This window comes from Propionivibrio pelophilus DSM 12018 (genome assembly GCF_059569095.1).
In genome coordinates this window covers 91,352-114,296 of record NZ_JCANUT010000003.1, presented here as the reverse complement: position 1 = coordinate 114,296, position 22,945 = coordinate 91,352, and the positions used below count along the sequence as shown (strand labels likewise).

Here is a 22,945-nt window from a genome sequence, read left to right as displayed (position 1 = left end):
GAATTATCTTACTATTGTATCTGTTTATCGCATGGGATTTTCCACAGAAATGGGCGATGCGCCGCAATTACCAGCCCCGGAAATCAAGGCTCAGGAACTGCAACGAGCCTTCGACGTATTCAATCAGGTTTCCCTGGAGCTGACGCAGGCCTATGAAGCCTTGCAGCAGCGCGTCGAGTCGCTGACCGCGGAGCTGGCGGTGGCCAATGGGGAACTGCGGCGCCAGTATCAGGAGAAGGAGGCGCTGTCGGAGCGTCTGTCCTTGCTGTTGCACGCACTTCCCGCCGGCGTTGTTGTTCTCGACAGTCACTCGACGGTCGGCGAAGCTAATCCGGCGGCGATCCGCATGTTCGGCGAGGCGATCGTCAGCAGTGACTGGGGCGTCACGGCGAGAGACGTGTTGCAGGCGACCGATGCGCCGGAGGAGTGGCTGCTCGGGAAAAGGCGGTTGTCGATTGCCGAAAGCCCGCTCGATTCCGCTGGCGGACGCATCCTGGTCATCCACGACATCACTACCGCGCACGAGCTCAAGGCCAACCTGGAACGCAACCAGCGGCTGGCGGCGATGGGCGAGATGGCTGCGTCACTCGCGCACCAACTGCGTACGCCACTTGCCACGGCATTGCTCTACAGCGCCAACCTCGCCCAGCCGGAACTCTCCGAAACCGCGCGTGCGCGTTTCGCCGGCAAGGCGACCGAGCAGTTGAAACGGCTGGAACGGCTGATCCAGGACGTACTCTTGTTTACCCGCGGCGAGAGCATTGGTCGCGAGGCAATTCCCGCAGCGTCGCTGATCGGGGAAGCCGTTCAGACCGTCGAACCGCTTTGTCGGGCAAAAGGCGTCGAACTTGCCGTCGGCGCTGAGGTCGGCGATACGATTGTGATGGGGAGCCGGAAAGCGCTTGCCGGCGCCTTGCTCAATCTCCTCGAAAATGCGCTTCAGGCATGCGAGAGCGTGGAGGAGGGGCGTCGAGTCATTCAATTTGCCGCTGAGAGAAGCGATGAATGGCTGCAAATAAGCGTGCGCGACAGCGGGCCGGGGATTGCGCTCGAGACGCAGGCGCGGATCTTCGAGCCGTTTTTCACGACGCGGGGGCAGGGCACCGGGTTGGGGTTGGCGATCGCCCTTGGCGTTGTTCGGGCGCACGGAGGCACGATCGACGTGAATTCACGCCCCGGCGAGGGCGCGGAATTCGTCATGCGACTGCCTGCCGGGAACAGCCCGCAGACACAGGGCGCATAAAAATCAGATTCGCCGATTGGGAGAATGATGGCTACAGAGTTACCGGTACTGGTCGTCGAGGACGATCCGAATTTGCGCGAAGCGGTGTGCGACACCCTGGAACTGGCCGGGCAGGCGGTTCTGTCGGCGCCCGGCGGGGAGGCGGCGCTGCGCCTGCTGGAGATGCAGGCCGTGTCGCTGGTCGTCAGCGATGTGCGCATGATGCCGATGGACGGCATCGCCCTGCTCAAGGAAATCCGCAATCGCCATGTCCACCTGCCGGTCGTGTTGATGACCGCCTATGCCGACGTTGACCGGGCGGTCGAGGCCATGCGTTCGGGTGCCTGCGATTTCCTGCTCAAGCCGTTCGAGCCAAAGGCGCTGCTCGAACACGTGGCGCGCTACCGCCTGCCGGCCTCGATGGACGACGACCGCGTCATTGCCAGCGACCCGGCCAGCCGCAACCTGTTCGCGCTGGCGGCGCGGGTGGCACAGACCGATACGACGGTCCTGCTGACAGGGGAAAGCGGAGTGGGCAAGGAGGTAGTCGCCCGCTATATCCATAACCATTCCGCCCGGCGCGGCGGTCCGTTCGTCGCCATCAACTGCGCGGCGATTCCCGACAGCCTGCTCGAAGCGACGCTTTTCGGTTACGAGAAGGGTGCCTTTACCGGGGCGCAGCAGGCGCAGGCCGGCAAGTTCGAGCAGGCGCAGGAAGGCACACTGCTGCTCGACGAGGTGACCGAAATGCCCCTGGCGCTGCAAGCCAAGTTGCTGCGCGTGTTGCAGGAGCGCGAGGTCGAGCGGGTCGGCGGCAAACGGCCGGTGCCGCTGAATATCCGCCTGATCGCCACCTCCAACCGCGATATGGCCGAAGCCGTGGCGAAGGGCGTCCTGCGCGAGGACGTTTATTACCGGCTCAATGTCTTCCCCTTGCTGATTCCCGCGCTGCGCCAGCGGCCTGACGATGTCGTGCCGCTGGCGGTCCGCTTCCTCGCTGAGCATGGCGGGCGCTCGGGGCGCAGCGGCCTGCGCCTGGCGCCCTCGGCTGAAATCGCTTTGCGCGCTTATTCCTGGCCGGGCAACGTGCGCGAACTGGAGAACGTCATGCAGCGCGCGGTCATTCTGGCGACGGGGGATACGGTCGAGGCGGAGGCGTTGCATTTGCCGGCTACGCAGGCTTCCGTCGTCTCCAGTCCGGTTGTGCCCTCGGCACCAATCCTGACAGCGATGCCCCAGGCACCGTTAGCCCGGACGGATAACATGCGGGATCTCGAACGCGAACACATTCTGGAAACGCTGGCATCGGTCGGCGGTTCGCGAAAACTGGCGGGCGAGCGGCTCGGCATGTCGGAACGAACCTTGCGGTACAAGCTCAAACAATACCGTGAGGCGGGCTTTTTCGATGGTTGATGGCGTAGTGTGTGGGTTCTGGTGCAGTTTTTGCTGTTAAGGAAGTGCTGATTTATTGAAGATTCGTCATTCCGGCGAAGGCCGGAATCCAGAAGGAACTCAACGAGCTGGACCCCGGCCTTCGCCGGGGTGACGAATAGTTCAGCGTTTCCTTAACCGAGAAGACGCTGCAAGGAGTAACGAATGGACACCAAGGGCATTGATCAGATGTTAGGAATGCTGCGGGCGACGGCCGCGCAGGCGGGCGGGCGCGCAAGCGAGGCGCCGGCGAGCGAAGCGGGCACGACGGACTTCGCCAAGGTGTTGCAGAACACCATCGAGCAAGTGAATCAGACCCAGCAGCAGGCGGAAGACATGGCGGCAAAATTTGCCGCCGGTGACGGCAATACCAACCTGCACGAGGTGATGATTTCCCTCCAGAAGGCCAACCTGTCGTTCCAGGAGATGGTGCAGGTGAGAAACAAGCTGGTAACCGCTTACCACGACGTGATGAACATGCAGGTCTGATCCGGCCGCTTGTTCCGTCAAAAACGGCGCCGTCAGGCGCCGTTGTCGTTTACGCCAAACCGCTCAGCCGCGCCTTGCGTTCCCGTTCGACGTGGGTGATGTAGCGCTGGATGGCGGTCAGTCGCGCACTCGGAAGGTCGATGTATTCGCAGCCAACGCGCACGTAGCGTGCGCCGCTGCGTGCGGTGACGTCGAACAGGTTGCGAATGCCCAATGTGGTCGCCACCAATCCTTCGCCGGGCAGGGTGATCCGGCAGTTTTCCAGCACGTCGCCGTTTCGCAGCAGGGCCGCCTGGTCGGGCGTGAGCATCAGGCCGACACCGCCACCGCTGATATCCAGCAGGGGAACATCCAGTTGCAGCGGCCCTGCGGGGCGCGGGATGCTGCTGTAAAGCCTGATCGGATTGGCAATCGGCGTGGCCAGTCGGAAAAACTCGCGGCGCTGCAGACGAAGCAGCGTGTCTGGAATACTCCCGAAAAATGCTGGTCGTCCCTCGTGTTTGCCGCGCGTGAGCGCATTGATGCTGAACTGGATCTTGATCCTGTCGACCACCGCCGTGAAGATCAGCTTGTCGGCCTGCAGCGCCCGGGCGTTGGTTTCTTCATCGCTTCCGACATCCACGATGAGGCGGTTTGTCTCCGGCTCGATGGCCAGTAGCGAAGTCAGGAAAAAGGCGTTGCCCTGGTCGAAATGAACGGTGACAAGCGCGTTTTTCTGGATCAGGGTACGCAATACCGCGAGAATTTCCACCCGCGCGTGCAACAGGTACTGGCTGTAGTCGTCGATTCGCTCGAGTTCAAAGCGCGGGGAAACTTGTCCGGCCGATTCGGGTTGTTCCGGTTTTGACATCGCTGATCCTGAGTCCTGAGTGCGCGAGCGAGTCTAGCAGGAGCGTGAGCGGGAATCCATGGCGTAGGCAGAAGTCGGCTCGCCGCCCGCGGCTATGTTTTCTCCCCGTGATAGATCGGCGGTTCGCCGGCGGGCCGGCCGCTCTCCAGTCGATAGATCCAGGCAAGGATCTCGGCGACGGCTACATAGAGCTGCGGCGGGATGCGCTGGTCCAGATCGATCTGCATGAGCAGGGAGACCAGCTCGGGCGATTCGTGCACATACACCCCGTTTTCCTGGGCGCGCGCGATAATCTGCTCGGCGATGAGCCCCTTGCCCTTGGCCACGACACGCGGCGCGGCGTCGGTCTGGGCGTAAACCAGCGCAACAGCGCTTTTCAGCGAATCCTTTTCCGCAGATGCCTTAGCCATTGTCTTGTGCGTCGCTGATGCCGATTGATGTGACACTCAGACCGGCTTCGGTCATTTGTTGGCGCAGGTGTCCGGCCTCCGTCTGCATCAGCGCCCGGGTTTCAGGGTTGCCCGCGTCGATTGCCAGAACGAGTTGCTGGCCTTGCAGACGGATTTGTGCGTTGACGCTGCCCAGGGTCGGGAGCGTCAGCTTCAGTCGGGTACTCCAACCAGTCGCACTTTCCGCGTCGTCTGCGCCGGTACGTCGGCCGTCCTCTTCGATTTCCCAACGCATCTCCTGTCCTGGCCAGACCTGCCCTTGCCAGGCGAAATGCTGGGTGGCCAGCGCATTGAGCTGTTGCTGGACGATCGGCTGAGTCTGCGGCGCGATCAGATGCCCGGAGGCCTGAGGCGGGGGAGGCTCGTTTACGGTCCTTGGCGAGGTCGCCGGATCGGTCGTGGGCAGTCTAGCCGCGACCGGGATTTCCTTGCCTTGCGCCGATGTCTCCGCGTTGCCTTGTTGTGGCAGGGGGAGGGGGCTGGCTGGAGCGAACGCATTCGGCGAGGACAACTTTCCCTGTGGTTCTTGGAGCAGCGCGTTTTGAGAGAAACGTCCTTCCGCCCATTCGGCTTGGTGCGACTCATAGAACATGCCGCTCTGCGTGATCGCCTGCTTCAACAGCGGCAGCAGTTCCTGCGCCGACGACGGCGGCGTTCTGGCGATCGGCTGGTTGCCGTTGAGCGTCAGTGCCTTGGCGCCATCGGATGATTCGTCAGCGCGGGAAAAAAGCTGGCCGATCAACTTTCCCGTCTGGCTGAGCGTGGTCGATACGGCGTCCCGGGCCGTTTTGCCCTCGTTCGCCTGCTGGTGCGACACCACTGCGAGCGAGGTTTTTCCGTCCGATTCCGTGACCAGCAGTTCCAGCGTGTCGCCGCTTTTGGCCGAGAACGGTAGTGCGAGGGTGATGTTCCGCTGGTTGATCAGTGCACGATACGTCCCGTTCGGCAGCATCGACTGGATCTCGGCCATCACCTTCTGGCCAGCGACCAGGTCGGACAGCTTGTCGGTCAGTTGCTGGGTCGGTGCTGCCGGGCGCAGCGTGGTGTCGACAGACGCTTGCTGGCGGCTTACGGCGTCGGCGGGAATCATTGCAGGTTATGCGTCAGGCGTGTTCGCGCAGCAGAATTCGCAACTCGTCCTGGCGCGCACCGAGCAGCGCCGAGGTTTGCGCATCCGTCTCGCGGCAACCTTCAATGATCGTTCTGGCGCGATTACCGTCTGGCGCGGACAGATGCGGCGAAATGTCCGCCGGCATCGTCTGGCGCAGGGCGTCACGCTCCGCGCCCAGCGTCACCAGCGCATCCCAGTCCTGCGCAGCAGCGGCCCGATGCATGGCCTCGGTCAGGCTGGCGAAGCGTTCAAGATCGGAAAATGCGTGATTCATTCCGGGGCTGGGCTATTGTTGCTTCCCCGGCGCAATCTCGCGCCAGGCCGAGTGGATTTCTTCCAGCAAACCGGAAACCTCTTCCAACGCCTTCGCGTCGTTTTTTATGTTCGCCATGAGCAGCCGGTTCGTCATGTAGTCGTACAGGGCGTCGAGCCGGGCTGCAATATCGCCGCCTTTTTCATGGTCCAGGCTGGCCTTGAGACCGTTGCTGATTATGTCGATGGCCTTGGAGATCGCAGCGCCCTTTTCGGCGATCTGGTTCAACTGCAGCGCCGCCCGTGCCTGGCCGATCGCTGCCTGAGCGCCGGCTAACAGCAAGAGAATCAGCTTGTGCGGATCGGCCACCTCCACGGCGGCGTCAACCCCGACTTTTTGATAAGCGGATATTCCGCTACGTGCTTGACCAAACATCTGGCTGGTTCCGTTGTTAATTCTGGCTATTCAAGTTGGAAAGGTTTTCGAGTTGCTGGGTTAGGTACGTGCTCGTCGAATTCATGCTGGAAATCAGTGTCTCCAGCGAAGTGAACTGTGTTCGGTAGCGCGCCTCGATTTTTTCCAGCCGCGCCTCGATGGACTCATATTGCTTTTCGTAGCGCTTGATCGTCGCATTGAGCCCGTCCGTGCGCGCCGCAATGATGCCATCCGATCCGGTCAGGCTGTCAATCGCATCGTCGAATGCCGCACCTACCGCCGAGAGCAGGTTGGCCACGCCAGTAAAGTCCTTGCTGACAGCGTCCGACAGCTTCGTTGAATCGACGGCCAAGGTGCCGTCCTTCTGCAGGCTGACGCCGATATGGGAGAGCAGTTGATACGTCGAGCCTGACAAGCCGGAGGGGACGCTGGTCAGCAGCGAACGCATCCTGTTTTGTGTCGAGCGCAAGGTGCTGTCGCCGTTGAGCGTGCCGGCCGTCTCGGTCGTCGCGTTGTAGCTACCTAGGCTGCTGGCCGTCGAACTAAAGCCGTTGAAGGCCTTCACGAAGGCGTTCACCGCGCTGGTCAGGCTCGAAGTGCTGCGGCTGACGGTGATCGTGGTGGCAACATCCGTCTCGCTTACCTTGGCCAGATTGAGCGTCAGGCCGTCGACGGCGGTGGTGACCGTATTGGTGCTGGCCGTCACGGCGATGCCGTTGAGTTTGAATGCCGAGCCCTGCGCGGCTTGCGCCTGCGTGAACTCATCGACGCTGCTACCGCTGCCGTCATAGGACAGGCCTTCGATGCCCGACAGCGTGATGATTTGATCGTCGCCCGTGGTGTTGCCAGTAAGCACCAGTTGCTTGCCGGCGCTGCCATTGACGATGACAGTCGCGACTCCGGCGCTGGCGGCGTTGATCTTGTCGCGGATCGTCTCGATGCTCGCGCCGTCGGCAATTTCGATGCTCGTGGTCTTGGTCGCATCGGCATCGCTGGCGGTGCCCAGTGCAATCGTCAGCGTCCCGCCGGTCGCCAGTCGTGTCACGCCTTCGGTGTCGGGCGGGCTAAATGCCGCCGTGGAGGAAACGATCTGGTGCGCTTGCGCCAGTTGGGTGACTTCCAGCGTGTACGTCCCGGCCACGGCCTTGCTGCTGGAAGAGACCGTGGCGATCGACGTGTCGGCGATCGAGGCCGAGAAGGAGCTCAGCTTTTCGCTCGCCGTTTGGCTGGTGCCCGGAACGAAGGCCTGGGCGGACGTTTGCAGCGAGGAGAGGACGCTTTTAAGCGAGCCGAGCGCCGAAATTTTTGTTTCGGCTGCCGATTCCTTTTTGGCAAGCGCCGTCAGCGGCGCCTGCTCGAGTGCCATCAACTGCGTGACGAGGTTCTCGACATCCAACCCCGAGCTGATTCCCGATACCGTAATTGCCATGATCTTCTCCTGCGCTACCCCTGCGGCTCGCTATTGATGAGGCCTGATGATGTATGAATTCGTCACCTCGGCGAAGGCCAGGGTCCAGTCGGCGATGGCTCTCCGATGCTGGATACCGGCCTTCGCCATTATGACGGCAACTTTCTACTTCATCGGGCCGAAGCAATAACTGTTCCTCAGGCCTGCTGCTTGATGAACAATCCCTTGATGTTGTCCAGCGCCTTGGCGATGGCGAGCATTTCCTCCGACGGAATCTGCAGGATCACGTCTTCCGTTTCCTTGTCGACCACCTTGACCACGACGCGGCCGATGTCGTCGTCAACGCTGAATTCGAGCCGGTTGTTGAAGGGCTTAATATACTCTTCGACGCTGCTGATCGCTTCGGCGAGCGCATCTTCGCGCTGTGCTTCTTGTGCCGATGGATCGGTGGCTTGGGTTTTTGCCGCGGCGGAGGCGTCGGTGGCGGTGGCTTCCCGGACGGCCTGGGGGGTCAGGGTGCCTGACTGCCGTGCGGACAGGGCGCTGACGGTGGCGGCGACGTCGGCCGCCGGCGCCGGGGGCGGCTGAAATGTGGGTGACGCGCTGATCGATTGAATGCTCATCCCGCTCTCCTTTTCTGGATGGACTCAGGGGCGTGGCGGCGTTTTCGCCACCACGCCCCCGGGTTTTACCGCTGGCGGTCTATTTTACTGGAGCAGCGACAGCACGTTCTGCGGCAGCGAGTTGGCTTGCGCCAGCATGGCGGTACCGGCCTGCTGCAGGATTTGCGCGCGGGTCAGGTTGGCCGTTTCGGCAGCGAAGTCGGCGTCCTGGATGCGGCTACGTGCGGCGGACAGGTTTTCCGACGTGCTGGCCAGGTTGGTAATGACCGACGAGAAACGGTTTTGGATAGCGCCGAGGTCAGCACGGGAGGAGTTGACCGCTGTCAGCGCGGCGTCCATCGCCAGAATCGCGTTGTCTGCGCCGGTTGTACTCGAAATATCCAGGCTGGCGAAGCCGGTCTGAGCGGCTCCGGCGGTGGCCGCATGATCACCAATGGTGAGACCGGTCTGTTCAGCTACTGCGCCCGTGCCACCGATGTTGATCGCGCCCTCCGTCGCGCCCGTTCCGCCGCCTGTAGACGACAGGGTGAGTGCGCCGCCGGAAACCTCCGCGGTGACACCCGTCGTGCTCGTTTGCGCATTGATCGCGGTGACGAGGTCGCTCAAGCGGGTCGCTGCATCGGCTGCTGCGCCGACTTCGATGTTGGTGCCGTTGATGGTGAAGGCGTCGCCGGAGAGGGCGGAGAATGTTCCCGGAACAGCTGCCACTGCTTCCGTGCCGTTGGTATGGTCCCCGTCAAAGCCTACTGTAGCGAAACTACCCGCTGTCGTTCCGAAGTTGCTCGTTATGTCGATGGTGAAGTCAGTGCCATCCGCCTTGCTGAATGCTAGCGTACCGGCTGCTGCGGTGCCCGTGAAGGTGATGCCTGCGGCTGTCAAGTCGTCGATTACGCTTTGGGTACCGAGCGCCGTGTCAATTTCGCCTGCCGTGACTGTAGCGTTAGCATCGGCCGCTGTCTCAGTAAATACCGTAACGCCGGCGACAGTAAGGGTGAAGACTTCATCCGCAGCGCTCGCGTCTGCCGCAGTGAAGGCGCCCGATGCGCCTGATGTGGTCGCTGTCGCCGGAACGGCTGCCGATCCACCGGAACCGGTCGGTGCTACGCCGGTTTGATCGGCGGCGGGCGTATCCACGCTGGTCCACGAGCCCAAAGCGGCGATGTTTGCATCGGCGATGCTGTTGATGCTGATCGTTTCCCCTTGCTTGGCACCGATCTGGAAGGCTTGGCTGGTGAAGCTACCGTCGAGCAGCTTGGTGCCGTTGAAAGCGGTCTGGTCAGCGACGCGGTCGATTTCCGACAGAAGTTGTGCGGCTTCCTTCTGCAGGGCTTGGCGATCTTCTGTGGAGTTAGTCGCGTTGCGCGACTGCACTGCCAGTTCGCGGATACGCTGCAGGTTGTTGCCGATTTCGCCGAGCGCGCCTTCGGCCGTCTGTGCCAGCGAGATGCCGTCGTTGGCGTTGCGCGAAGCCTGGTTGAGGCCGCGAATCTGCGAGGTCATGCGCTCGGAAATCGCCAGGCCGGCGGCGTCGTCCTTGGCGCTGTTGATGCGCAAGCCGGAGGAGAGGCGCTGCAGCGAGGTGGCGAGCGACGATTGCGAGGTGTTCAGGTTGCGTTGAGCGTTGAGCGAGGCAACGTTGGTGTTGATTACTTGTGCCATTTGAATCTCCTAATCACGATTGACTTGGGGGTTCCGTAGTTTTGCCTCGCGGCGTTGTTACGGCCCATCCTGTTACATAGTGCGACTCACGATTCCGGTAACGGAGCGCCGAAGGAAAACTTTAGGAAATTTTTTTCCGGCCCGCCGTGTGAGTCTTTATCGGCCAGAGGGGAAGGAACTTTAACGGGGTTCTTTACTTTCTTTGCGCACTCCCCATTCCCCTCTCAGCTTCCACTTGAAGGTCTATCGTAGGTACACAACCTGTCCGTCATTTCGGCGAAAGCCGAAAGCCAACGGATCCAGATTTTCGGAGCACAAACTGGATCCCGGCCTACGCCGGGATGACGGAGTTTGTGCGATGTGTGCCTACGGTAGCGCTTGAATGAGGCGGAGTTGACGGCCTGGAGCCTCTGCCGGCTAGGCGGCGGCGACGCGGTTCTTGCCGGTGGTCTTGGCGCTGTACATCGCTTCGTCCGCGCGCTTGACGGCAGTGGCCTGGGTGTCGTCGTTCCGCACTTCGGTGACTCCGGCGCTGAAGGTGATCAGCACCTTCTCGTTGTTGGCGAGGAAAAAGCGTCGGGTCAGTTCGCGCTGGACGCGGGTCAGCGCTTTGCCGGCATCTTCAACCGTCGTGTCCGGCAAAAGGATGATGAACTCCTCGCCGCCAAAACGTGCCAGGGTGTCTTGCGGGCGTAGCGTGTCGCGGATGACGGATACGAGGTGGATCAAGGCGGCGTCGCCGGCGTCGTGGCCGAGTGAATCGTTGAGCTTCTTGAAATTGTCGATGTCGAGCAAAGCAACGCACAGCGGCGACTGGCGGCGGCGGGCGCGGGCGACTTCGCTGTCGTAGATCTCGTCGAAGCCGCGGCGGTTGAGGGCGCCGGTCAGCTGGTCGTGGCGGACCAGCCGGCTGGCCTTGTCGAGTTCGACCTGCAGTTCGTTGACGCGCCGTTCGGCTTCCTCGACGCGCTGGCGGGTGGCGCGCAACTCGTCGCGGGACCGCTGCGCGTTGAGCTGGACGGTGCGCGTTTCCCGGATGACCTCGGCCATCACGTCTTCCAGCTGGGTGATGTCCTCGGCCTGACTGATTCGGGTGACGCAGACCTCGATCTTGTCGTGGTAGTCGGAGGTGGAGTCGGCGAATTCAGCGAGGTGATCGACGAAGCCGGCGAGCAGCTGCTTCAGCGCTTCCTTGGCTTCGCTCAGGCTGTGTTTCAACTGGCTCTGCTTGAAGATGACTTCCTTCAAGCGCTGCTCGGCGTCGTGGATCGTGCGCAGGTTCATCGGGCGGGCGACGATTTCCTGCACGATCTCGATCTGGCCGTTCAGCCAGCGGTCGTCGGCGACGAGTTCGCTGATGTTCTCGATGACGAGTTGCAGCAGGCTGAGGGTGCCGGAGCGCAACTCGGCGCGGTCTTCGGCGACGAACTCGAGCCGGTAGGCGAAGCGCTTGATGTCACTCATCAGCTCGTTGAGCATCTTGAGTGTCGTTGCCGCGCGGACAGCGGCGGCGAGCGTTTTGGCCTGGTTGGCCAGATCCGGTTCGTCGCCCAGTTGGGTGGTGAGAATGGTTTCCAGGGTGAAGGCGAAGCCCTCGCGGACTTCGGCCAGCAGTTCGCTGGCGCGGCTGAGCGGCATGGTCGGCGAGCGGGCGGGGGTTTCCGCTGCGCTTGCGGCTTCTTCAGCGGGCGCGACGAGTTCGATTTCGTCGGACGCGGCTTCGTTCGAAGACCACGAGCGGACGAGATTCTGCAGCCGGCCGAACAGCAGTTCGCTGTTCGTTCCGCCCGCCGAGAGGACACGGTCGAGCGACTCGCGCTTGCGCGCCTGGGTCAGTCCGCTCTGCTTGGCTTCCCATTGGCGGAGCAATTCGGTGATGAGTTCGTTCCACGGCTGGTCGGCTTCGCTGCTGTGCTCGCGGATGAACTCGACCAGCGGCGTGCGGAACTCGTCCCAGTCTTCACTTTTCAACGCTTGGTCGAGTTGCCGCGCAAGGCGTTGCTGCGCCGGCGTTTCCCGTGGCAGGGACTGCCATAGCGCCTTGAATTCGCGGTCCGCGCCGGAACCGCTTGGTCGTTCCTGCACGCCGGCGATCTCGTTGTAGATCGCCCGGTAGTTTTCGGGCGACGGCGCCAGGCGTCGCGACAAAAGCTGCTTCAGCGTTTCCCGCGCGATTTCCGAGGGATTGGTGAGCGTTGCCATGCGGTACCGTGTCCATGATCGTGGGATCGGAGGATTATAGCCGCGCGGGTGCGGCGCGGATTCTCTTCAGCTATAATTCGCGCCTCCGCAACACGCGGTGGCCCCCGTAGCATGAAGGTCGTGCAGTTGATTTGTAATCATCAGGTGTTGGTTCGATTCCGACCGGGGGCACCAGTAAAATCAAAAAGTTAGGCCATTCTTTGGAGAGGCCTTTTTGTTTTTTGGTTCTCCATTGCTCCTTGGTTACGCGTGCGGAGTCAACGCCCCTCGGCAGTTTTGTAGACCGCATTCTTGTCGCGCTTACCTATGGCTACGACCAGCACGAGCAATTGGCCGTCTTGAACTTCGTAGACGAGCCGATAGCCGATACTGCGCAACTTTATTTTGTAGCGGTCGGGGTGCCCCGAAAGCTTGGCGGATGGCAGCCGCGGCTCAACTAGGCGCTCCGCCAGTTTTTTCTTGAACTGAGCCTTGATGGAGCCATCCAGGCGATGCCATTCGGCCAGCGCCTCTTCAAGAAACTCGAGCTCATAGCTCATCGAGTTTGACCTTCACTCGCTTCTGACCTGCACGAGCATCCGCAACAGCATTCAATTCCAAATCCTCCAGGCGATTCATCATGCTCTCGAATGCGCGAGCCGGAATGCAATAGAAAGCTGGCTCGTTCCTGTTCAGGATCGCCACAGGAAATCCCTCTCCAGCGGCAACAGTACCCATAGGGTTGCGCTTTAACTCGGAAATGCTTGCTGCCGTTTCAGACAATATTTGGTGGGCCATAACCGCCTCCTGTTTTCATTGGTTCTAATAGTAGCATTTTTAAAAACCCTATTCAGGGTGCTTTGAATAGCATCAAAGGCGGATGGTTCCACACAACTATCTACTGGGAATTTGCAGCCGACGTGGTCAAGTCCGATAGGTGGCGACCGGAAAAAGTGCCGAAATCGACCGACAAACTCTCGCGGTTTTCGGGGCATAATTGCCAGGCGCGGATTCAAATCCGATTAGGGAAGCGCTGATTTATTGAAGATTCGTCATTCCGGCGAAGGCCGGAATCCAGAAAATTCAACGAACTGGACCCCGGCCTTCGCCGGGGTGACGAATATTTCAGCGTTTCCTTAGGGTTTTTAGCCATGTTTTTTTTCCGGCCGCTTGACGAAGCGGCTTTTTTGCGTTTGGAGTTCGCGGAATGATCAAAAGCCTGGGATGGCAATTGTGGCGGCAGGGGCGGATCCGCGAGACGTTTTCGTCGAGCGTGCGCACCACGGTGGCGCTGGTGGGCGTGATGCTGTGGTGCCTGGCGACGGATCAGGTGCGTCTGGCGATTCCGCTGCTGCTCGGGGTGATCGCCAGCGCGCTGGCGGAAACGGACGATCACTGGCGCGGACGCCTCGCCACGCAGAGCCTGACGCTGCTGTGCTTCGCGGCGGTGATCCTGGCGGTCGAGGCGAGTTTCGATCGGCCGGTCGCACTGGCGGCGGTGCTGGCGATCGCCGCGTTTACGCTGACCTTGCTCGGGGCGCTGGGCGACCGCTACCGGACGATCGCGGCGGCGACGCTGATCATGTCGATCTATACCGCGCTGGCGTTGCAGCCGCATGGCGGCCCGCCGGTCGAGCAGTCGCAGGTGATGCAGCTTCTCGTCGGTGCGGCGTGGTACGGCGTCATTTCGGTGGCGTGGGCAGCGGCGTTTCCGATGCTGGCGGTCGAGCTGAATCTGGCGCGGCTGTACGACGCGCTGGGGCGTTATCTGGAACTGAAGGCACGGATGTTCCTGCCGGTGCGCGGGATCGACCTGGAACAGCGGCGTCTGGATCTGGCGCTGCATAACGGTCGGGTTGTCGAGGCGCTGAATGCGACGAAGGAGAGCCTGTTCAGCCGGCATCGTCCGGGCACGATGCCGGACTGGCTGCGTGCCGCGTTGCACCAGTTCTTCGTCGCGCAGGATGTGCATGAGCGGGCGAGTTCGTCGCACGAGAACTACGATCTGCTGGTTGAGAGCTTTTTTCACAGTGACGTGTTGTACCGCTGCGAGCGCGTGCTGGAGTTGATGGGGCGCGATTGCCTGTCGCTGGCCGAAGCGATCCGGACGCGCGCCGAATGGTCGCGCAAACGGGCGACGGAGCGCGCCGTCGAAGACTTGCTTGCGGCCGTGGATCATGCGGATGCGACGAATGATCGGGGTGACGGCGCTACGCTGTTGCGCGCGCGCCGCGCGCTGCGGGCGCTGGCCGCCAACCTGCGGGCGATGAACGAGGAAATCGCCGGGGTGCGGGACAAGGCGTTTGATCGCATGCCGGCCGACACGGCGCTGCAGGACTCGTCGCTGCGCAGCGCGTCGCAGGCGGCGGCGCGCCTGAAAGCGCATCTGACGCTTTCCTCGCCGGTAATCCGGCATGCAGTTCGCTTGAGCTTGTCGCTGCTCGCCGGGTTTGCCCTGATGTCGGCGACGGGCGACAGTTACGGCTTCTGGATTCTGCTGACGATTGTCTTCGTCTGCCAGCCGCAGTACGCGGCGACCGTTGTCCGGCTGGTCGAGCGCGTCGGCGGCACGGTACTCGGCCTGGTCATCGGCTGGGCGCTGCTCGGACTCTTTCCGGCACCCTTGTTGCAGGCGCTGTTCGTCGTGCTGGCGGCCGTGGCGTTCTTTCTCCTGCGTACCCGGCGCTACGCCCTGGCTACCGCGGCGATCACCATTTTCGTCATGCTCTCCTTCAACCAGGTCGGCGATGGCTACGGCCTGATCGTGCCGCGCCTGCTCGATACGCTGGCTGGCAGCGTGATCGCCGGGCTGGCCGTCTGGCGCGTCCTGCCCAGCTGGAACGCGCCGAAGCTGCCGAAGCTGGCCGCGGCGTCATTGCGGGCGCAGGCAGGATATTTCCTGGCGATCATGGGGCAGTACGGGGTGGTCGGGAAGGAGGACGATCTGGCCTACCGCATCGCCCGCCGCAATGCGCACAACGCCGATGCGGCGTATTCCGGCGCGCTCAATGCGGCTTTCGCCGAGCCGGCGCGGGTTAGCCGCAACGTGCCCGCCGGCATTCGCTTTCTGGTGCTGTCGCATACGCTGCTGAACTATCTCTCGGCGCTTGGAGCGCACCGCAACGCGGAGCACGTGCCGCTGGCGGATGCGGTTGCGGCGGCCGATTACCTGGTCGTGGCACTGGAGGGCCTGGCTGCGGCGCTCGACGCCGCCCAGCCGCTGGCGGAATCGGCCGGCGACGCGCAGGCGACCGAAAACTGCGCCATGGCGTCGTCACCGGATGAAGCGGAAATTCACCGCGTGCTGCGCGGGCAGTTGTCGTTGGCGCTTGGATTGCTTCCGGAGCTGCGCGCGGTGGCCAATCGATTGATTGTCGGGTAATTCAGGCGGGCACAACGCGCAGATGGAGTCCTGAGGCGTCGTCGATCTTTTCCAGCACGAGGCGGGTGAAATCGGCCAGGCTGGGGACCGAAGCGTCTGCCGTGGCGTGGGTGCTGCCGCTGATCGCAATGGTCTGGCAGCCGGCGGCGATTCCGGCGGCGATCCCGGCCGGAGCGTCTTCGAAGACCACGGCGTGTTCCGGGCGCTGGCCAAGCCGGTCGAGGGCGAGCAGGTAGCAGCCGGGGTTGGGTTTGCCTTCGCTGATGTCGTCGGCGGAGACGACCGTGTCAGGCATCGGCAGACCCGCCGCGCCCATGCGCGCGCGGGCCAGCGGCAACTGCGCGGAGGTGACCAGTGCCCAGCGGTCGCGCGGCAGGCTGGCGAGCAGTTCGGCCGCGCCGGGGATCGGCACGATGCCGTCGGTTTCGACCAGCTCCTCGGAATCGATGGTCTGCAGTTCGGTTTCGGCGTCGAGGTGGGGCGGAACGATGCCGCGCATGATGTCGATGGCGCGGCGGCCGTGCATCGTGTGGCGGAAATCGTCGAAGGAAATGCCGTGCCCGGCGGCCCAACGCCCCCAGACGCGCTCGACGGCGGCGGTGGAATTGACCAGCGTGCCGTCCATGTCGAAAAGCAGGCAGTGGGCGGTGATGAGTGTTCCCGGAAGAAGCGTCATGGCTTGTGCTCGCAGATAGGGTCGCCGGATGCGCACATCGCGAGTGCTCCGTCATCCCGGCGCAGGCCGGGATCCAGTTTGTGCTCCGGAAATCTGGATTCCGGCTTTCGCCGGAATGACGGACGGGTGGTGTGCATACGGCAGTGCAGATGGGTGAGGTCGGGAATGATGCCGTTCTGAAATCGTGTTGGCAAATGCGAAGGGACAAAAAAAGCGGGGCGGCGCAAAGCGTCCGCCCCGAATCGTGCCGCTGGAGAGGAAATCAGTGCTTGTTGCCGATGCGGCCCTTCAGGCTTTCGAGCATCACGGCGAGGATGATGATGGCGCCCTTGACCACTTGCTGGTGGTAACCGGGGATGTTCATCAGGTTCATGATGTTCGAGATGATCGAGAGGATCATCACGCCGATCAGGGTATTGAACACCGTGCCGCGTCCGCCGGCGAGGCTGGCGCCGCCGACCACGACGGCGGCGATCGCGTCGAGTTCGAAGCCGATGGCCAGGATCGGCGAACCGACGCCGGTGCGTGTCGAGGCGACCACGCCGGAGATGCCGCAGGCGAGGCCGCACAGGGCGTAGACACCGAACTTGTAGTAAGCGACGCGTATTCCTGCGAAACGGGTGGCGGTCTCGTTGCTGCCGATGGATAGGGTCAGCCGGCCGAAAACGGTCTTGCGGTAGAGGAACAGGGTGACGAGGAAGCAGACGATCAGCAGGTAGAACGTCGTCGGGATGCCGAACCAGCTGGCAACGCCGAAGTCGTTGAACGCTGTGTCATCGATGAAGATAGGCTGTCCTTTCGAGACGATCAGCGCCACGCCGCGCGCCACGGTCATCGTCGCCAGGGTGGCGATGAACGGGGCGATGCGGAAGGTGGCCACCAGTGTGCCGGAGAATACGCCGCACAGGGCGCCGGCCAGGATGCCGGCGACGATGCCGACAAACAGTCCTTGTTCCGGTACGACGAGCGCGACGGTGACCGAGACGAGGGCCATTACCGAGCCGACCGAGAGATCGATGCCGCCGGTGAGGATGACGAACAGCAGGCCGAGGGAGACGACGCCGAGCGGCACGCTCTGGCGCAGGATGTTGGTGATGTTGTCGACGCTCAGGAAACGGTCGGAGAGAAAGGCCGAAACCAGCAGCATCGCGATGAAGACAATCAGCGAGGATTGATCGAGCAGAAGCTTTGCAAGACCTGGGCCTCGCGAGGCAGGGGTCTGGGCGGCGGTTTGTTGGGGCAGGGTGGTCGAGTTCATCGTCGTTCTCCTCAATGGGCGGCCTGGGCCACGCGGCGGGGAATGGCATGGGACATGATGGATTGTTCGGTCATCGTCTCGCCGGCAACTTCGCCGGTGATCCGGCCTTCGCTGAGCACGTAGGCGCGGTGGCACAGGCCGATCAGTTCGACCAGCTCCGAGGAAATGACCAGGATGGCCCGCCCTTCCTGGGCGAGGCGGTGAATCACGGCGTAGATTTCCGACTTGGCGCCGACGTCGACGCCGCGCGTCGGTTCGTCGAAGATCAGCACGTCGCAGTTGGCGTTGATCCACTTGCCGAGTACGACCTTCTGCTGGTTGCCGCCGCTCAGGCTGGACACCGGGTCGGTCAGGCGGCCGAGCTTGATCCGCAGCAGTTCACGAAGGTGTTGCGCGATGCCGCGTTCTTCTTTCTTGTTCAGGATGCCGAAGCGGGAGACACCGCCGAGCTTGGAGAGCGTGATGTTCTGTTCGATCGGCAGGTTGAGCACGGCGCCCTGCAGCTTGCGGTCTTCCGGCACGAGGCCGATGCCCTGGGCGACCGCGTCGGCGGGATGCTTGACGTGCACCGGTTGGCCGCCCTTGAGGATTTCGCCCTGCGAGTGGCGGGCGATGCCGAAGACGCATTCGGCGATTTCGGTGCGCCCGGAGCCGACCAGCCCGGCGAGGCCGACGACTTCGCCCTTGCGCACCTGGATGTTGATGTCTTCCAGCACGCCGGGACGGTTCAGGTGGCGAATCTCGAAATAGATTTCGTCGCTCGGTGTCGAGCGTTCCGGGAACAGCGAGGTCATTTCCCGGCCGACCATCATGGTGATGATGTCGTGTTCGCTGCAGGTCTTCGGATCGAGCTGGCCGACGGTTTCGCCGTCCTTGACCACGGTGATCCGGTCGGCGATGCGGAACAGTTCCTGCAGGCGGTGCGAAATATAGAGAATGGTGACGCCGCGCTGCTTGAGGCGCAGCAGGTTCTCGAAGAGGACGTCGACTTCCGGATCGGCGAGGACGGCGGTCGGCTCGTCGAGGATCAGGATGCGCACGTCCTTGGCCAATGACTTGGTGATCTCGACCATTTGCTGGTAGGCGACGCTGAGGTCGCCGACGCGCGTGCGCGGGTCGATGTCGTAACCGAAGGCACGGAGCAGTTCACCGGCCTTGCGGTTGAGTTCCTTCCAGTCGACGAGGCGACCGCCCTGGCCGAGGTCGTCGAGAAAGATGTTCTCGGCCACCGACAGGTCGGGGGCCAGCGCCAGTTCCTGGTGCACGATGCCGATGCCGCAGGCCATGCTTTGCTGCGGCGAGGTGAAATGGACTTCTTCGCCGAAACAGGTGATGCGTCCGGCGTCGCGGATGTAGATGCCGGAGAGAATTTTCATCAGCGTCGATTTGCCGGCACCGTTTTCGCCGACGATCGCGTGGATGGTTCCGGCGTCCGCCGAGAAATTGATTCCACGCAAGGCCTTGATGCCGCCAAAGCTTTTCTGGATGCCTTCGGCGACGATCGCTTGAGCTGTCATGCTCACCCTTCCTTCTGTTGCCGTGTTGCCCTGGAGTTGTTGTTGTCAGGCGCCTGGATGAAAAAAACGGCGGGCCGGGCCGGAAAAGGCCCCGTCCGCCGCACCGTTGATCAGTAGATCGAGTCCTTGTCGTAGTACTTGTCGACGTTGTCCTTGGTGATCAGGATCGGGGTGATGAATTCATAGTCGCTGAACTTGGTCTTGCCAGCCTTGAAGTCCTTGATAACTTCCATGACCTTCTCGGCGAGCGCCTTCGGGTTGTTCGAGGCGGTGGCCTTGAGTTCGCCGTTCTTGATCGATTCCAGTCCCTTCTTGTAGCCGTCGTGGGCGATGACCGTCACGTTCTTCAGCTTGCCGGACGCCTTCAGAGCACGGATCGCGCCGAGCGCCATGTCGTCCATCTCGGTATAGACGGCGTTGATCTTGTCGCCGTGCGCGACGAGCGCGTCTTCCATCGCCTTCAGTCCGCCCTGCTGGTCCCAGTTGCCCCAGCCTTGCGTCAGCACCGTGAAGTTGGTGCGGCCGTACTGGCGCATCTGCTCTTCCATGACCGCGGCGATGAAGTTGTCGCGGCGGGCGGCGCCGACCAGGTTGCCCTGGTTGCCACTGATGATCACGGCGTTGATCGGCTTGTCACCGAACAGCTTGACCGCGTATTCGCCGAGCATCTTGTTGTTGACCGGGTTGTTGGCCATCACGCGGGTGATCACCGGGGCGTCGAGGCTGATGTCGCTGTCGAGGTTGACGACCGGGATGCCCTTGGCCGTGGCCTTCTTGACGATGTTGACGCCGGCGGCCGGGTCCTGCGGGTTGAGTACCAGGATGTCGATGCCCTGCGAAAGCATGTCCTCGACGTCGGAAATCTGCTTGTTCATGTTGCCTGCGGCGTCGGTGGCGACGATCTCGTAGCCGGCCTTCTTGGCGCTGATCTTCATGTACTCGGTCAGGCCGTTGAAGAAGGCGCCGTTCAGGGTGCGGTTGGAAAAGCCGATCTTCAGGGGCTTGGCGGCTTGGGCCTGGGCCGCGCCGCTCATTCCCAGGATGCCGGCGGTGATCATGGCAACTGCGAGAAACCTTTTCATTGTTCGTGCCTCCTCAATTATGTTGGTTGGGTATTTCCGCTGTGCTGCGTGCGACTTTTCGACTGGGCGTTTTTTGTTTTCCCGTAGTCGGGTCAGCGCTGGGAAGATTACAAAGCGTCTGCATCGTTCTCTATGCGAAAATTTTGCAGTGCTATGCAATTTCTTACATCGTTTTCACGCCAGCGCGATATGCCCGACGCCGCTCATGCGGTTGCGATGCGCGTTCAGTGATTCCGGCGAGGAGGTGCGGTCGGTGCGAAATTTTGTCGGTGACACGCCCATGTAGCGGGTGAAATTCCGGTTGAACGTCGACAGGGAGTCGTAGCCGACGTCATAGGCAATCGCGGTGACCGACGAGTCCGTCTCGATCAGCATCTGGCAGGACTTGTAGATGCGCATCCGGTTGAGGTACTCCAGGCAGGTGCAGCGCACGTGCCGGTCGAAGAAGCGGGAGAAGGCGGAGAGCTGCATGTGCTCGCGCTCGGCGATCTCGCGGCAGGAGAGGTCGGAGCGGCTGTAGTTTTCGGCGATGTAGTTGAGGATGTTGTTCAGCCGCCTCATCTGGATGCCATCGGTCTTCGGCAGGACCAGCGACAGCGGTTGCCGCGCGCTGTCGTCGCTGAGCAGGCTGACGATGCGGAAGAAGGTGATCAGCCGGTTCATGCCGGTGGCCGTGAGCAGTTCGTGCAGCAGCGGCCAAGCGGCCTGCGAGGCGGCATCGGAGAACTTGATGCCCGCACGTGATTCGTCGAGCAGCGTCGAAAAGGCCGCGCAGTCGACGAATTCGGTCACGCATTTATGCGCAAAGGCGCCGCTGAACTGGATGACCAGATCGCGCTCGGCGATCTCGATGCGTCCGTTGGGCAGTTCGTCGCGGGCGCCGTCGGTGACCCACATGTGCGGCAGGTTGGCCCCGGTCATCACCAGGTCGCCGACGTCGAACTGGCCGACGTGCGTGCCGACGTAGCGCAGGCCGGACGAGCGGCGGATCAGGTGGATTTCGAATTCCGGGTGGTAATGCCAGCCCGTGTAGTGGAACGGGTAGTCATGGCAAAAAACGAGAAAGTCGCGTTCAAGCGGCGTGGCGATGACCTCGCGCAAAGGCCTGGTGTTCATTGGTAATGCCCCTCACTGCTGGATGGTGCAATCTGCCCGTGCGCCCTCTGTTCTCTTTGTGTTGTTTTTTTTGTGGCAGGCGGGTCGCCGGGGGTTCAACAAGTTTTTATCACTATGCGTCGACGGCCCGGCAATGTCAGGTCGGTTTTTGCACGTGATTGTGCAAAATTTTACGCCGTGGCGAAAGGCTTTTGAGAGGTTTTATGCGGCAGGGCGCTTTGCGTGTGGTTTCTCCCCCGTTTTTGAGCGCACGCCCTGCCGATTTTTTTACCCGTTTCCCGGATCGGTTCCGGGTCAGGCGAAGCGACGCACTGTTTCCTTCGCGCCGACTTCGTACAGGCTGGTCAATGCCTCGGTATAGGCTTCGACGAAGCGCGGGTTGTCGCAAAGGTCGCCGAACACCGCCCGGTTCTCGATGAAGGCGGTGATGTTCTGGCGGTTGTTGGCAGCGATCTGCATCAGTTCGTCCTTCATCCGGTCGACGACAGTGATCGGTTCGCCCTGTTCATCCTTGCCCTCGGCGTAACGCGCCCAGCTGGCGACGACTGCGGCGCTGCGCCGGATCTCGCCGCCGCTGGCGAGATTGGCGCGCACCACCGGTAGCAGCCACTTCGGGATGCGGTCGGAGCTTTCGGCGCAGAGGCGGGCGAGGGTGTCGCGAACTTCCGGGTTGGCGAAGCGGGCGATCAGCGTGCGCCGATAGAGATCGAGGTCTACGCCGGGAACGGGCATCAGCGTCGGTGTGCCTTCACGCTCCATGTAGTTGAGCAGGAAGGTCTCGAACAGCGGGTCCTGGGTGACTTCATGGGCGTAGCGGTAGCCGGCAAGGTAGCCGAAGTAGGTCAGCGCCTGGTGGCTGGCGTTGAGCAGGCGCAGCTTCATCAGCTCGTAGGGTACGACGTCCTTGACCAGCTGGACCTCTGCCTGCTCGTAGGGCGGACGGCCGAGCGGGAAGTGGTCTTCCAGCACCCATTGGGTGAACGGTTCGCAGACCACCGGCCAGGCGTCGTCGATGCCGAAGCGCTGGGCGAACTGTTCGATGTCGCTCGGCGCGGTGACGGGAGTGATGCGGTCGACCATTGCATTGGGGAAAGCGACATGGGTGGTGATCCAGTCGCCGAGCGCCGGATCCTTGCGCAGGGCGAAGGCGGTGAACATCTTCCTGGCGACGTCGCCGTTGGACTGGATGTTGTCGCAGCTCATCACGGTGAAGGGAGCGATATTCCGCTCGCGCCGCCGCCGCAGGGCTTCGGTGACGAGGCCGAAGACGGTGGCCGGGGCCGTCGATCCCTCGAGATCATTGACGATCGCCGGCGTGTCGAAATCGAACTCGCCGGTGACGTGATGGAAGTTGTAGCCGCCTTCGGTGATGGTCAGCGAGACGATGCGCGTGCTTGGCGCGGCGAGGGTCTCGATGACTTTCTCGACGTCATCCGGGGCGTAAAGGTAATCGACGATCGAACCGATCACGCGTGCCTCGTAGTTGCCGTCCGGGTGCTTGGTGACGAGCGTGTACAGTCCGTCCTGGGATTTGAGCGCATCGCGCATGCGCTGATCGGCGGGCATGACGCCGACGCCGCAGATACCCCAATCGAGCGCCAGACCCTGATTCATCAGCTGGTCGAGGTACATTGCCTGATGGGCGCGATGAAAGCCGCCGGTGCCGAAGTGGACAATGCCGACGCTTACTTGCGAACGGTCGTAGGAGGGGCGGGCGACGCCGGACGGCAGTTGCGACAGGGTGGCGGTGCCAAGTTTCAACATGGAAATCCTCGCTTTTTGGAATGGTCGGGAAAGTCGTGG

At 62.3% G+C, this 22,945-nt stretch carries 21 protein-coding genes and 1 tRNA gene; 5 read left to right on the top strand and 17 right to left on the bottom strand.

Going from position 1 to position 22,945, the window contains the following annotated elements:
* Nucleotides 1–31: 31 nt before the first annotated feature.
* The 3 genes from BO74_RS03000 (at nucleotide 32) to fliE (ending at nucleotide 3,142) form a co-directional block, all read left to right on the top strand.
* Nucleotides 32–1,243, top strand: a complete 1,212-nt coding sequence (locus tag BO74_RS03000; protein WP_496439886.1) for a sensor histidine kinase — start codon at nucleotides 32–34, stop codon at nucleotides 1,241–1,243.
* Nucleotides 1,244–1,270: 27 nt separating this feature from the next.
* Nucleotides 1,271–2,635, top strand: a complete 1,365-nt coding sequence (locus BO74_RS02995; RefSeq protein WP_496439885.1) for a sigma-54-dependent transcriptional regulator — start codon at nucleotides 1,271–1,273, stop codon at nucleotides 2,633–2,635.
* 183 nt (nucleotides 2,636–2,818) lie between these two features.
* Nucleotides 2,819–3,142, top strand: a complete 324-nt coding sequence (fliE, locus tag BO74_RS02990) for a flagellar hook-basal body complex protein FliE (protein ID WP_496439884.1) — start codon at nucleotides 2,819–2,821, stop codon at nucleotides 3,140–3,142.
* 49 nt (nucleotides 3,143–3,191) lie between these two features.
* Here fliE and BO74_RS02985 read toward each other — a convergent pair whose 3' ends face one another.
* The 9 genes from BO74_RS02985 to BO74_RS02945 all read right to left on the bottom strand — a co-directional run bounded on the left by BO74_RS02985 (nucleotide 3,192) and on the right by BO74_RS02945 (nucleotide 12,132).
* Nucleotides 3,192–3,992, bottom strand: a complete 801-nt coding sequence (locus tag BO74_RS02985) for a flagellar brake protein (protein WP_496439883.1) — start codon at nucleotides 3,990–3,992, stop codon at nucleotides 3,192–3,194.
* A gap of 92 nt (nucleotides 3,993–4,084) precedes the next feature.
* A complete protein-coding gene (locus BO74_RS02980; RefSeq protein WP_496439882.1) occupies nucleotides 4,085–4,402 on the bottom strand; it encodes an EscU/YscU/HrcU family type III secretion system export apparatus switch protein in 318 nt (105 codons plus the stop codon).
* Nucleotides 4,395–5,531, bottom strand: coding sequence for a flagellar hook-length control protein FliK (gene fliK / locus BO74_RS02975; protein WP_496439881.1), 1,137 nt, complete (start codon nucleotides 5,529–5,531; stop codon nucleotides 4,395–4,397). The genes BO74_RS02980 and fliK overlap by 8 nt, the downstream gene beginning before the upstream one ends.
* A 13-nt stretch (nucleotides 5,532–5,544) precedes the next feature.
* Nucleotides 5,545–5,826, bottom strand: coding sequence for a flagellar protein FliT (locus BO74_RS02970; protein WP_496439880.1), 282 nt, complete (start codon nucleotides 5,824–5,826; stop codon nucleotides 5,545–5,547).
* Between the two features lie 12 nt (nucleotides 5,827–5,838).
* The gene (gene fliS, locus BO74_RS02965; protein ID WP_496439879.1) at nucleotides 5,839–6,240 is read right to left on the bottom strand and encodes a flagellar export chaperone FliS; all 402 of its coding nucleotides are present in this window, start codon (nucleotides 6,238–6,240) and stop codon (nucleotides 5,839–5,841) included.
* A 16-nt stretch (nucleotides 6,241–6,256) separates the two neighbouring features.
* Nucleotides 6,257–7,669, bottom strand: a complete 1,413-nt coding sequence (fliD, locus tag BO74_RS02960; RefSeq protein WP_496439878.1) for a flagellar filament capping protein FliD — start codon at nucleotides 7,667–7,669, stop codon at nucleotides 6,257–6,259.
* A gap of 176 nt (nucleotides 7,670–7,845) precedes the next feature.
* Nucleotides 7,846–8,271 (bottom strand): flagellar protein FlaG, encoded by a 426-nt coding sequence (locus tag BO74_RS02955; protein ID WP_496439877.1) that lies wholly within the window; start codon nucleotides 8,269–8,271, stop codon nucleotides 7,846–7,848.
* 84 nt (nucleotides 8,272–8,355) lie between these two features.
* Nucleotides 8,356–9,930 (bottom strand): flagellin, encoded by a 1,575-nt coding sequence (locus BO74_RS02950; RefSeq protein WP_496439876.1) that lies wholly within the window; start codon nucleotides 9,928–9,930, stop codon nucleotides 8,356–8,358.
* Between the two features lie 417 nt (nucleotides 9,931–10,347).
* Nucleotides 10,348–12,132 (bottom strand): GGDEF domain-containing protein, encoded by a 1,785-nt coding sequence (locus BO74_RS02945; RefSeq protein ID WP_496439875.1) that lies wholly within the window; start codon nucleotides 12,130–12,132, stop codon nucleotides 10,348–10,350.
* A gap of 100 nt (nucleotides 12,133–12,232) precedes the next feature.
* Here BO74_RS02945 and BO74_RS02940 point away from each other — a divergent pair.
* Nucleotides 12,233–12,306 (top strand) — tRNA-Thr (locus BO74_RS02940).
* An 83-nt stretch (nucleotides 12,307–12,389) separates the two neighbouring features.
* On the opposite strand, the gene BO74_RS02935 is transcribed toward BO74_RS02940, so the two are convergent.
* Together BO74_RS02935 and BO74_RS02930 are read right to left on the bottom strand one after the other, a co-directional pair.
* Entirely contained in the window at nucleotides 12,390–12,671 is a 282-nt protein-coding gene (locus tag BO74_RS02935) for a type II toxin-antitoxin system RelE family toxin (protein ID WP_496439874.1), read from the bottom strand.
* Nucleotides 12,661–12,909 carry a type II toxin-antitoxin system Phd/YefM family antitoxin gene (locus BO74_RS02930; protein ID WP_496439873.1) on the bottom strand — a complete coding sequence of 83 codons (249 nt, stop codon included), beginning with the start codon at nucleotides 12,907–12,909 and terminating at the stop codon, nucleotides 12,661–12,663. Before BO74_RS02930 ends, BO74_RS02935 begins: the two co-directional genes overlap by 11 nt.
* A 409-nt stretch (nucleotides 12,910–13,318) precedes the next feature.
* On the opposite strand from BO74_RS02930, the gene yccS reads away from it, so the two are divergent.
* Entirely contained in the window at nucleotides 13,319–15,493 is a 2,175-nt protein-coding gene (yccS, locus tag BO74_RS02925; RefSeq protein WP_496439872.1) for a YccS family putative transporter, read from the top strand.
* A 1-nt stretch (nucleotide 15,494) separates the two neighbouring features.
* Here the strand turns inward: yccS and BO74_RS02920 are convergent, their stop codons facing one another.
* From BO74_RS02920 to BO74_RS02895, 6 genes are all read right to left on the bottom strand, one after another.
* Nucleotides 15,495–16,169 carry an HAD-IA family hydrolase gene (locus tag BO74_RS02920; RefSeq protein WP_496439870.1) on the bottom strand — a complete coding sequence of 225 codons (675 nt, stop codon included), beginning with the start codon at nucleotides 16,167–16,169 and terminating at the stop codon, nucleotides 15,495–15,497.
* A 262-nt stretch (nucleotides 16,170–16,431) separates the two neighbouring features.
* Entirely contained in the window at nucleotides 16,432–17,427 is a 996-nt protein-coding gene (locus tag BO74_RS02915; RefSeq protein WP_496439869.1) for an ABC transporter permease, read from the bottom strand.
* Between the two features lie 11 nt (nucleotides 17,428–17,438).
* Nucleotides 17,439–18,944 carry a sugar ABC transporter ATP-binding protein gene (locus tag BO74_RS02910; protein ID WP_496439867.1) on the bottom strand — a complete coding sequence of 502 codons (1,506 nt, stop codon included), beginning with the start codon at nucleotides 18,942–18,944 and terminating at the stop codon, nucleotides 17,439–17,441.
* Nucleotides 18,945–19,054: 110 nt separating this feature from the next.
* Nucleotides 19,055–20,026, bottom strand: coding sequence for a substrate-binding domain-containing protein (locus BO74_RS02905; protein ID WP_496439866.1), 972 nt, complete (start codon nucleotides 20,024–20,026; stop codon nucleotides 19,055–19,057).
* 174 nt (nucleotides 20,027–20,200) lie between these two features.
* Entirely contained in the window at nucleotides 20,201–21,142 is a 942-nt protein-coding gene (locus BO74_RS02900) for an AraC family transcriptional regulator (protein ID WP_496439865.1), read from the bottom strand.
* Between the two features lie 294 nt (nucleotides 21,143–21,436).
* Nucleotides 21,437–22,906: a mannitol dehydrogenase family protein gene (locus BO74_RS02895; protein WP_496439863.1), complete on the bottom strand. Its 1,470-nt coding sequence runs from the start codon at nucleotides 22,904–22,906 to the stop codon at nucleotides 21,437–21,439.
* Between the last annotated feature and the right edge of the window lie 39 nt (nucleotides 22,907–22,945).

Bases quoted from the DNA above. Each gene is read 5' to 3' on its own strand.
- BO74_RS02970 (WP_496439880.1), bottom strand. From the start codon at position 5,826: ATGAATCACGCATTTTCCGATCTTGAACGCTTCGCCAGCCTGACCGAG.
- BO74_RS02935 (WP_496439874.1), bottom strand. From the start codon at position 12,671: ATGAGCTATGAGCTCGAGTTTCTTGAAGAGGCGCTGGCCGAATGGCAT.
- BO74_RS02895 (WP_496439863.1), bottom strand. From the start codon at position 22,906: ATGTTGAAACTTGGCACCGCCACCCTGTCGCAACTGCCGTCCGGCGTC.
- BO74_RS02945 (WP_496439875.1), bottom strand. From the start codon at position 12,132: ATGGCAACGCTCACCAATCCCTCGGAAATCGCGCGGGAAACGCTGAAG.
- fliS (WP_496439879.1), bottom strand. From the start codon at position 6,240: ATGTTTGGTCAAGCACGTAGCGGAATATCCGCTTATCAAAAAGTCGGG.
- BO74_RS02980 (WP_496439882.1), bottom strand. From the start codon at position 4,402: ATGGCTAAGGCATCTGCGGAAAAGGATTCGCTGAAAAGCGCTGTTGCG.
- BO74_RS02900 (WP_496439865.1), bottom strand. From the start codon at position 21,142: ATGAACACCAGGCCTTTGCGCGAGGTCATCGCCACGCCGCTTGAACGC.
- yccS (WP_496439872.1), top strand. From the start codon at position 13,319: ATGATCAAAAGCCTGGGATGGCAATTGTGGCGGCAGGGGCGGATCCGC.
- BO74_RS02915 (WP_496439869.1), bottom strand. From the start codon at position 17,427: ATGAACTCGACCACCCTGCCCCAACAAACCGCCGCCCAGACCCCTGCC.
- BO74_RS02995 (WP_496439885.1), top strand. From the start codon at position 1,271: ATGGCTACAGAGTTACCGGTACTGGTCGTCGAGGACGATCCGAATTTG.
- BO74_RS02950 (WP_496439876.1), bottom strand. From the start codon at position 9,930: ATGGCACAAGTAATCAACACCAACGTTGCCTCGCTCAACGCTCAACGC.
- BO74_RS02930 (WP_496439873.1), bottom strand. From the start codon at position 12,909: ATGGCCCACCAAATATTGTCTGAAACGGCAGCAAGCATTTCCGAGTTA.
- BO74_RS02920 (WP_496439870.1), bottom strand. From the start codon at position 16,169: ATGACGCTTCTTCCGGGAACACTCATCACCGCCCACTGCCTGCTTTTC.
- BO74_RS02985 (WP_496439883.1), bottom strand. From the start codon at position 3,992: ATGTCAAAACCGGAACAACCCGAATCGGCCGGACAAGTTTCCCCGCGC.
- BO74_RS02910 (WP_496439867.1), bottom strand. From the start codon at position 18,944: ATGACAGCTCAAGCGATCGTCGCCGAAGGCATCCAGAAAAGCTTTGGC.
- fliE (WP_496439884.1), top strand. From the start codon at position 2,819: ATGGACACCAAGGGCATTGATCAGATGTTAGGAATGCTGCGGGCGACG.
- fliD (WP_496439878.1), bottom strand. From the start codon at position 7,669: ATGGCAATTACGGTATCGGGAATCAGCTCGGGGTTGGATGTCGAGAAC.
- BO74_RS02955 (WP_496439877.1), bottom strand. From the start codon at position 8,271: ATGAGCATTCAATCGATCAGCGCGTCACCCACATTTCAGCCGCCCCCG.
- BO74_RS02905 (WP_496439866.1), bottom strand. From the start codon at position 20,026: ATGAAAAGGTTTCTCGCAGTTGCCATGATCACCGCCGGCATCCTGGGA.
- BO74_RS03000 (WP_496439886.1), top strand. From the start codon at position 32: ATGGGATTTTCCACAGAAATGGGCGATGCGCCGCAATTACCAGCCCCG.
- fliK (WP_496439881.1), bottom strand. From the start codon at position 5,531: ATGATTCCCGCCGACGCCGTAAGCCGCCAGCAAGCGTCTGTCGACACC.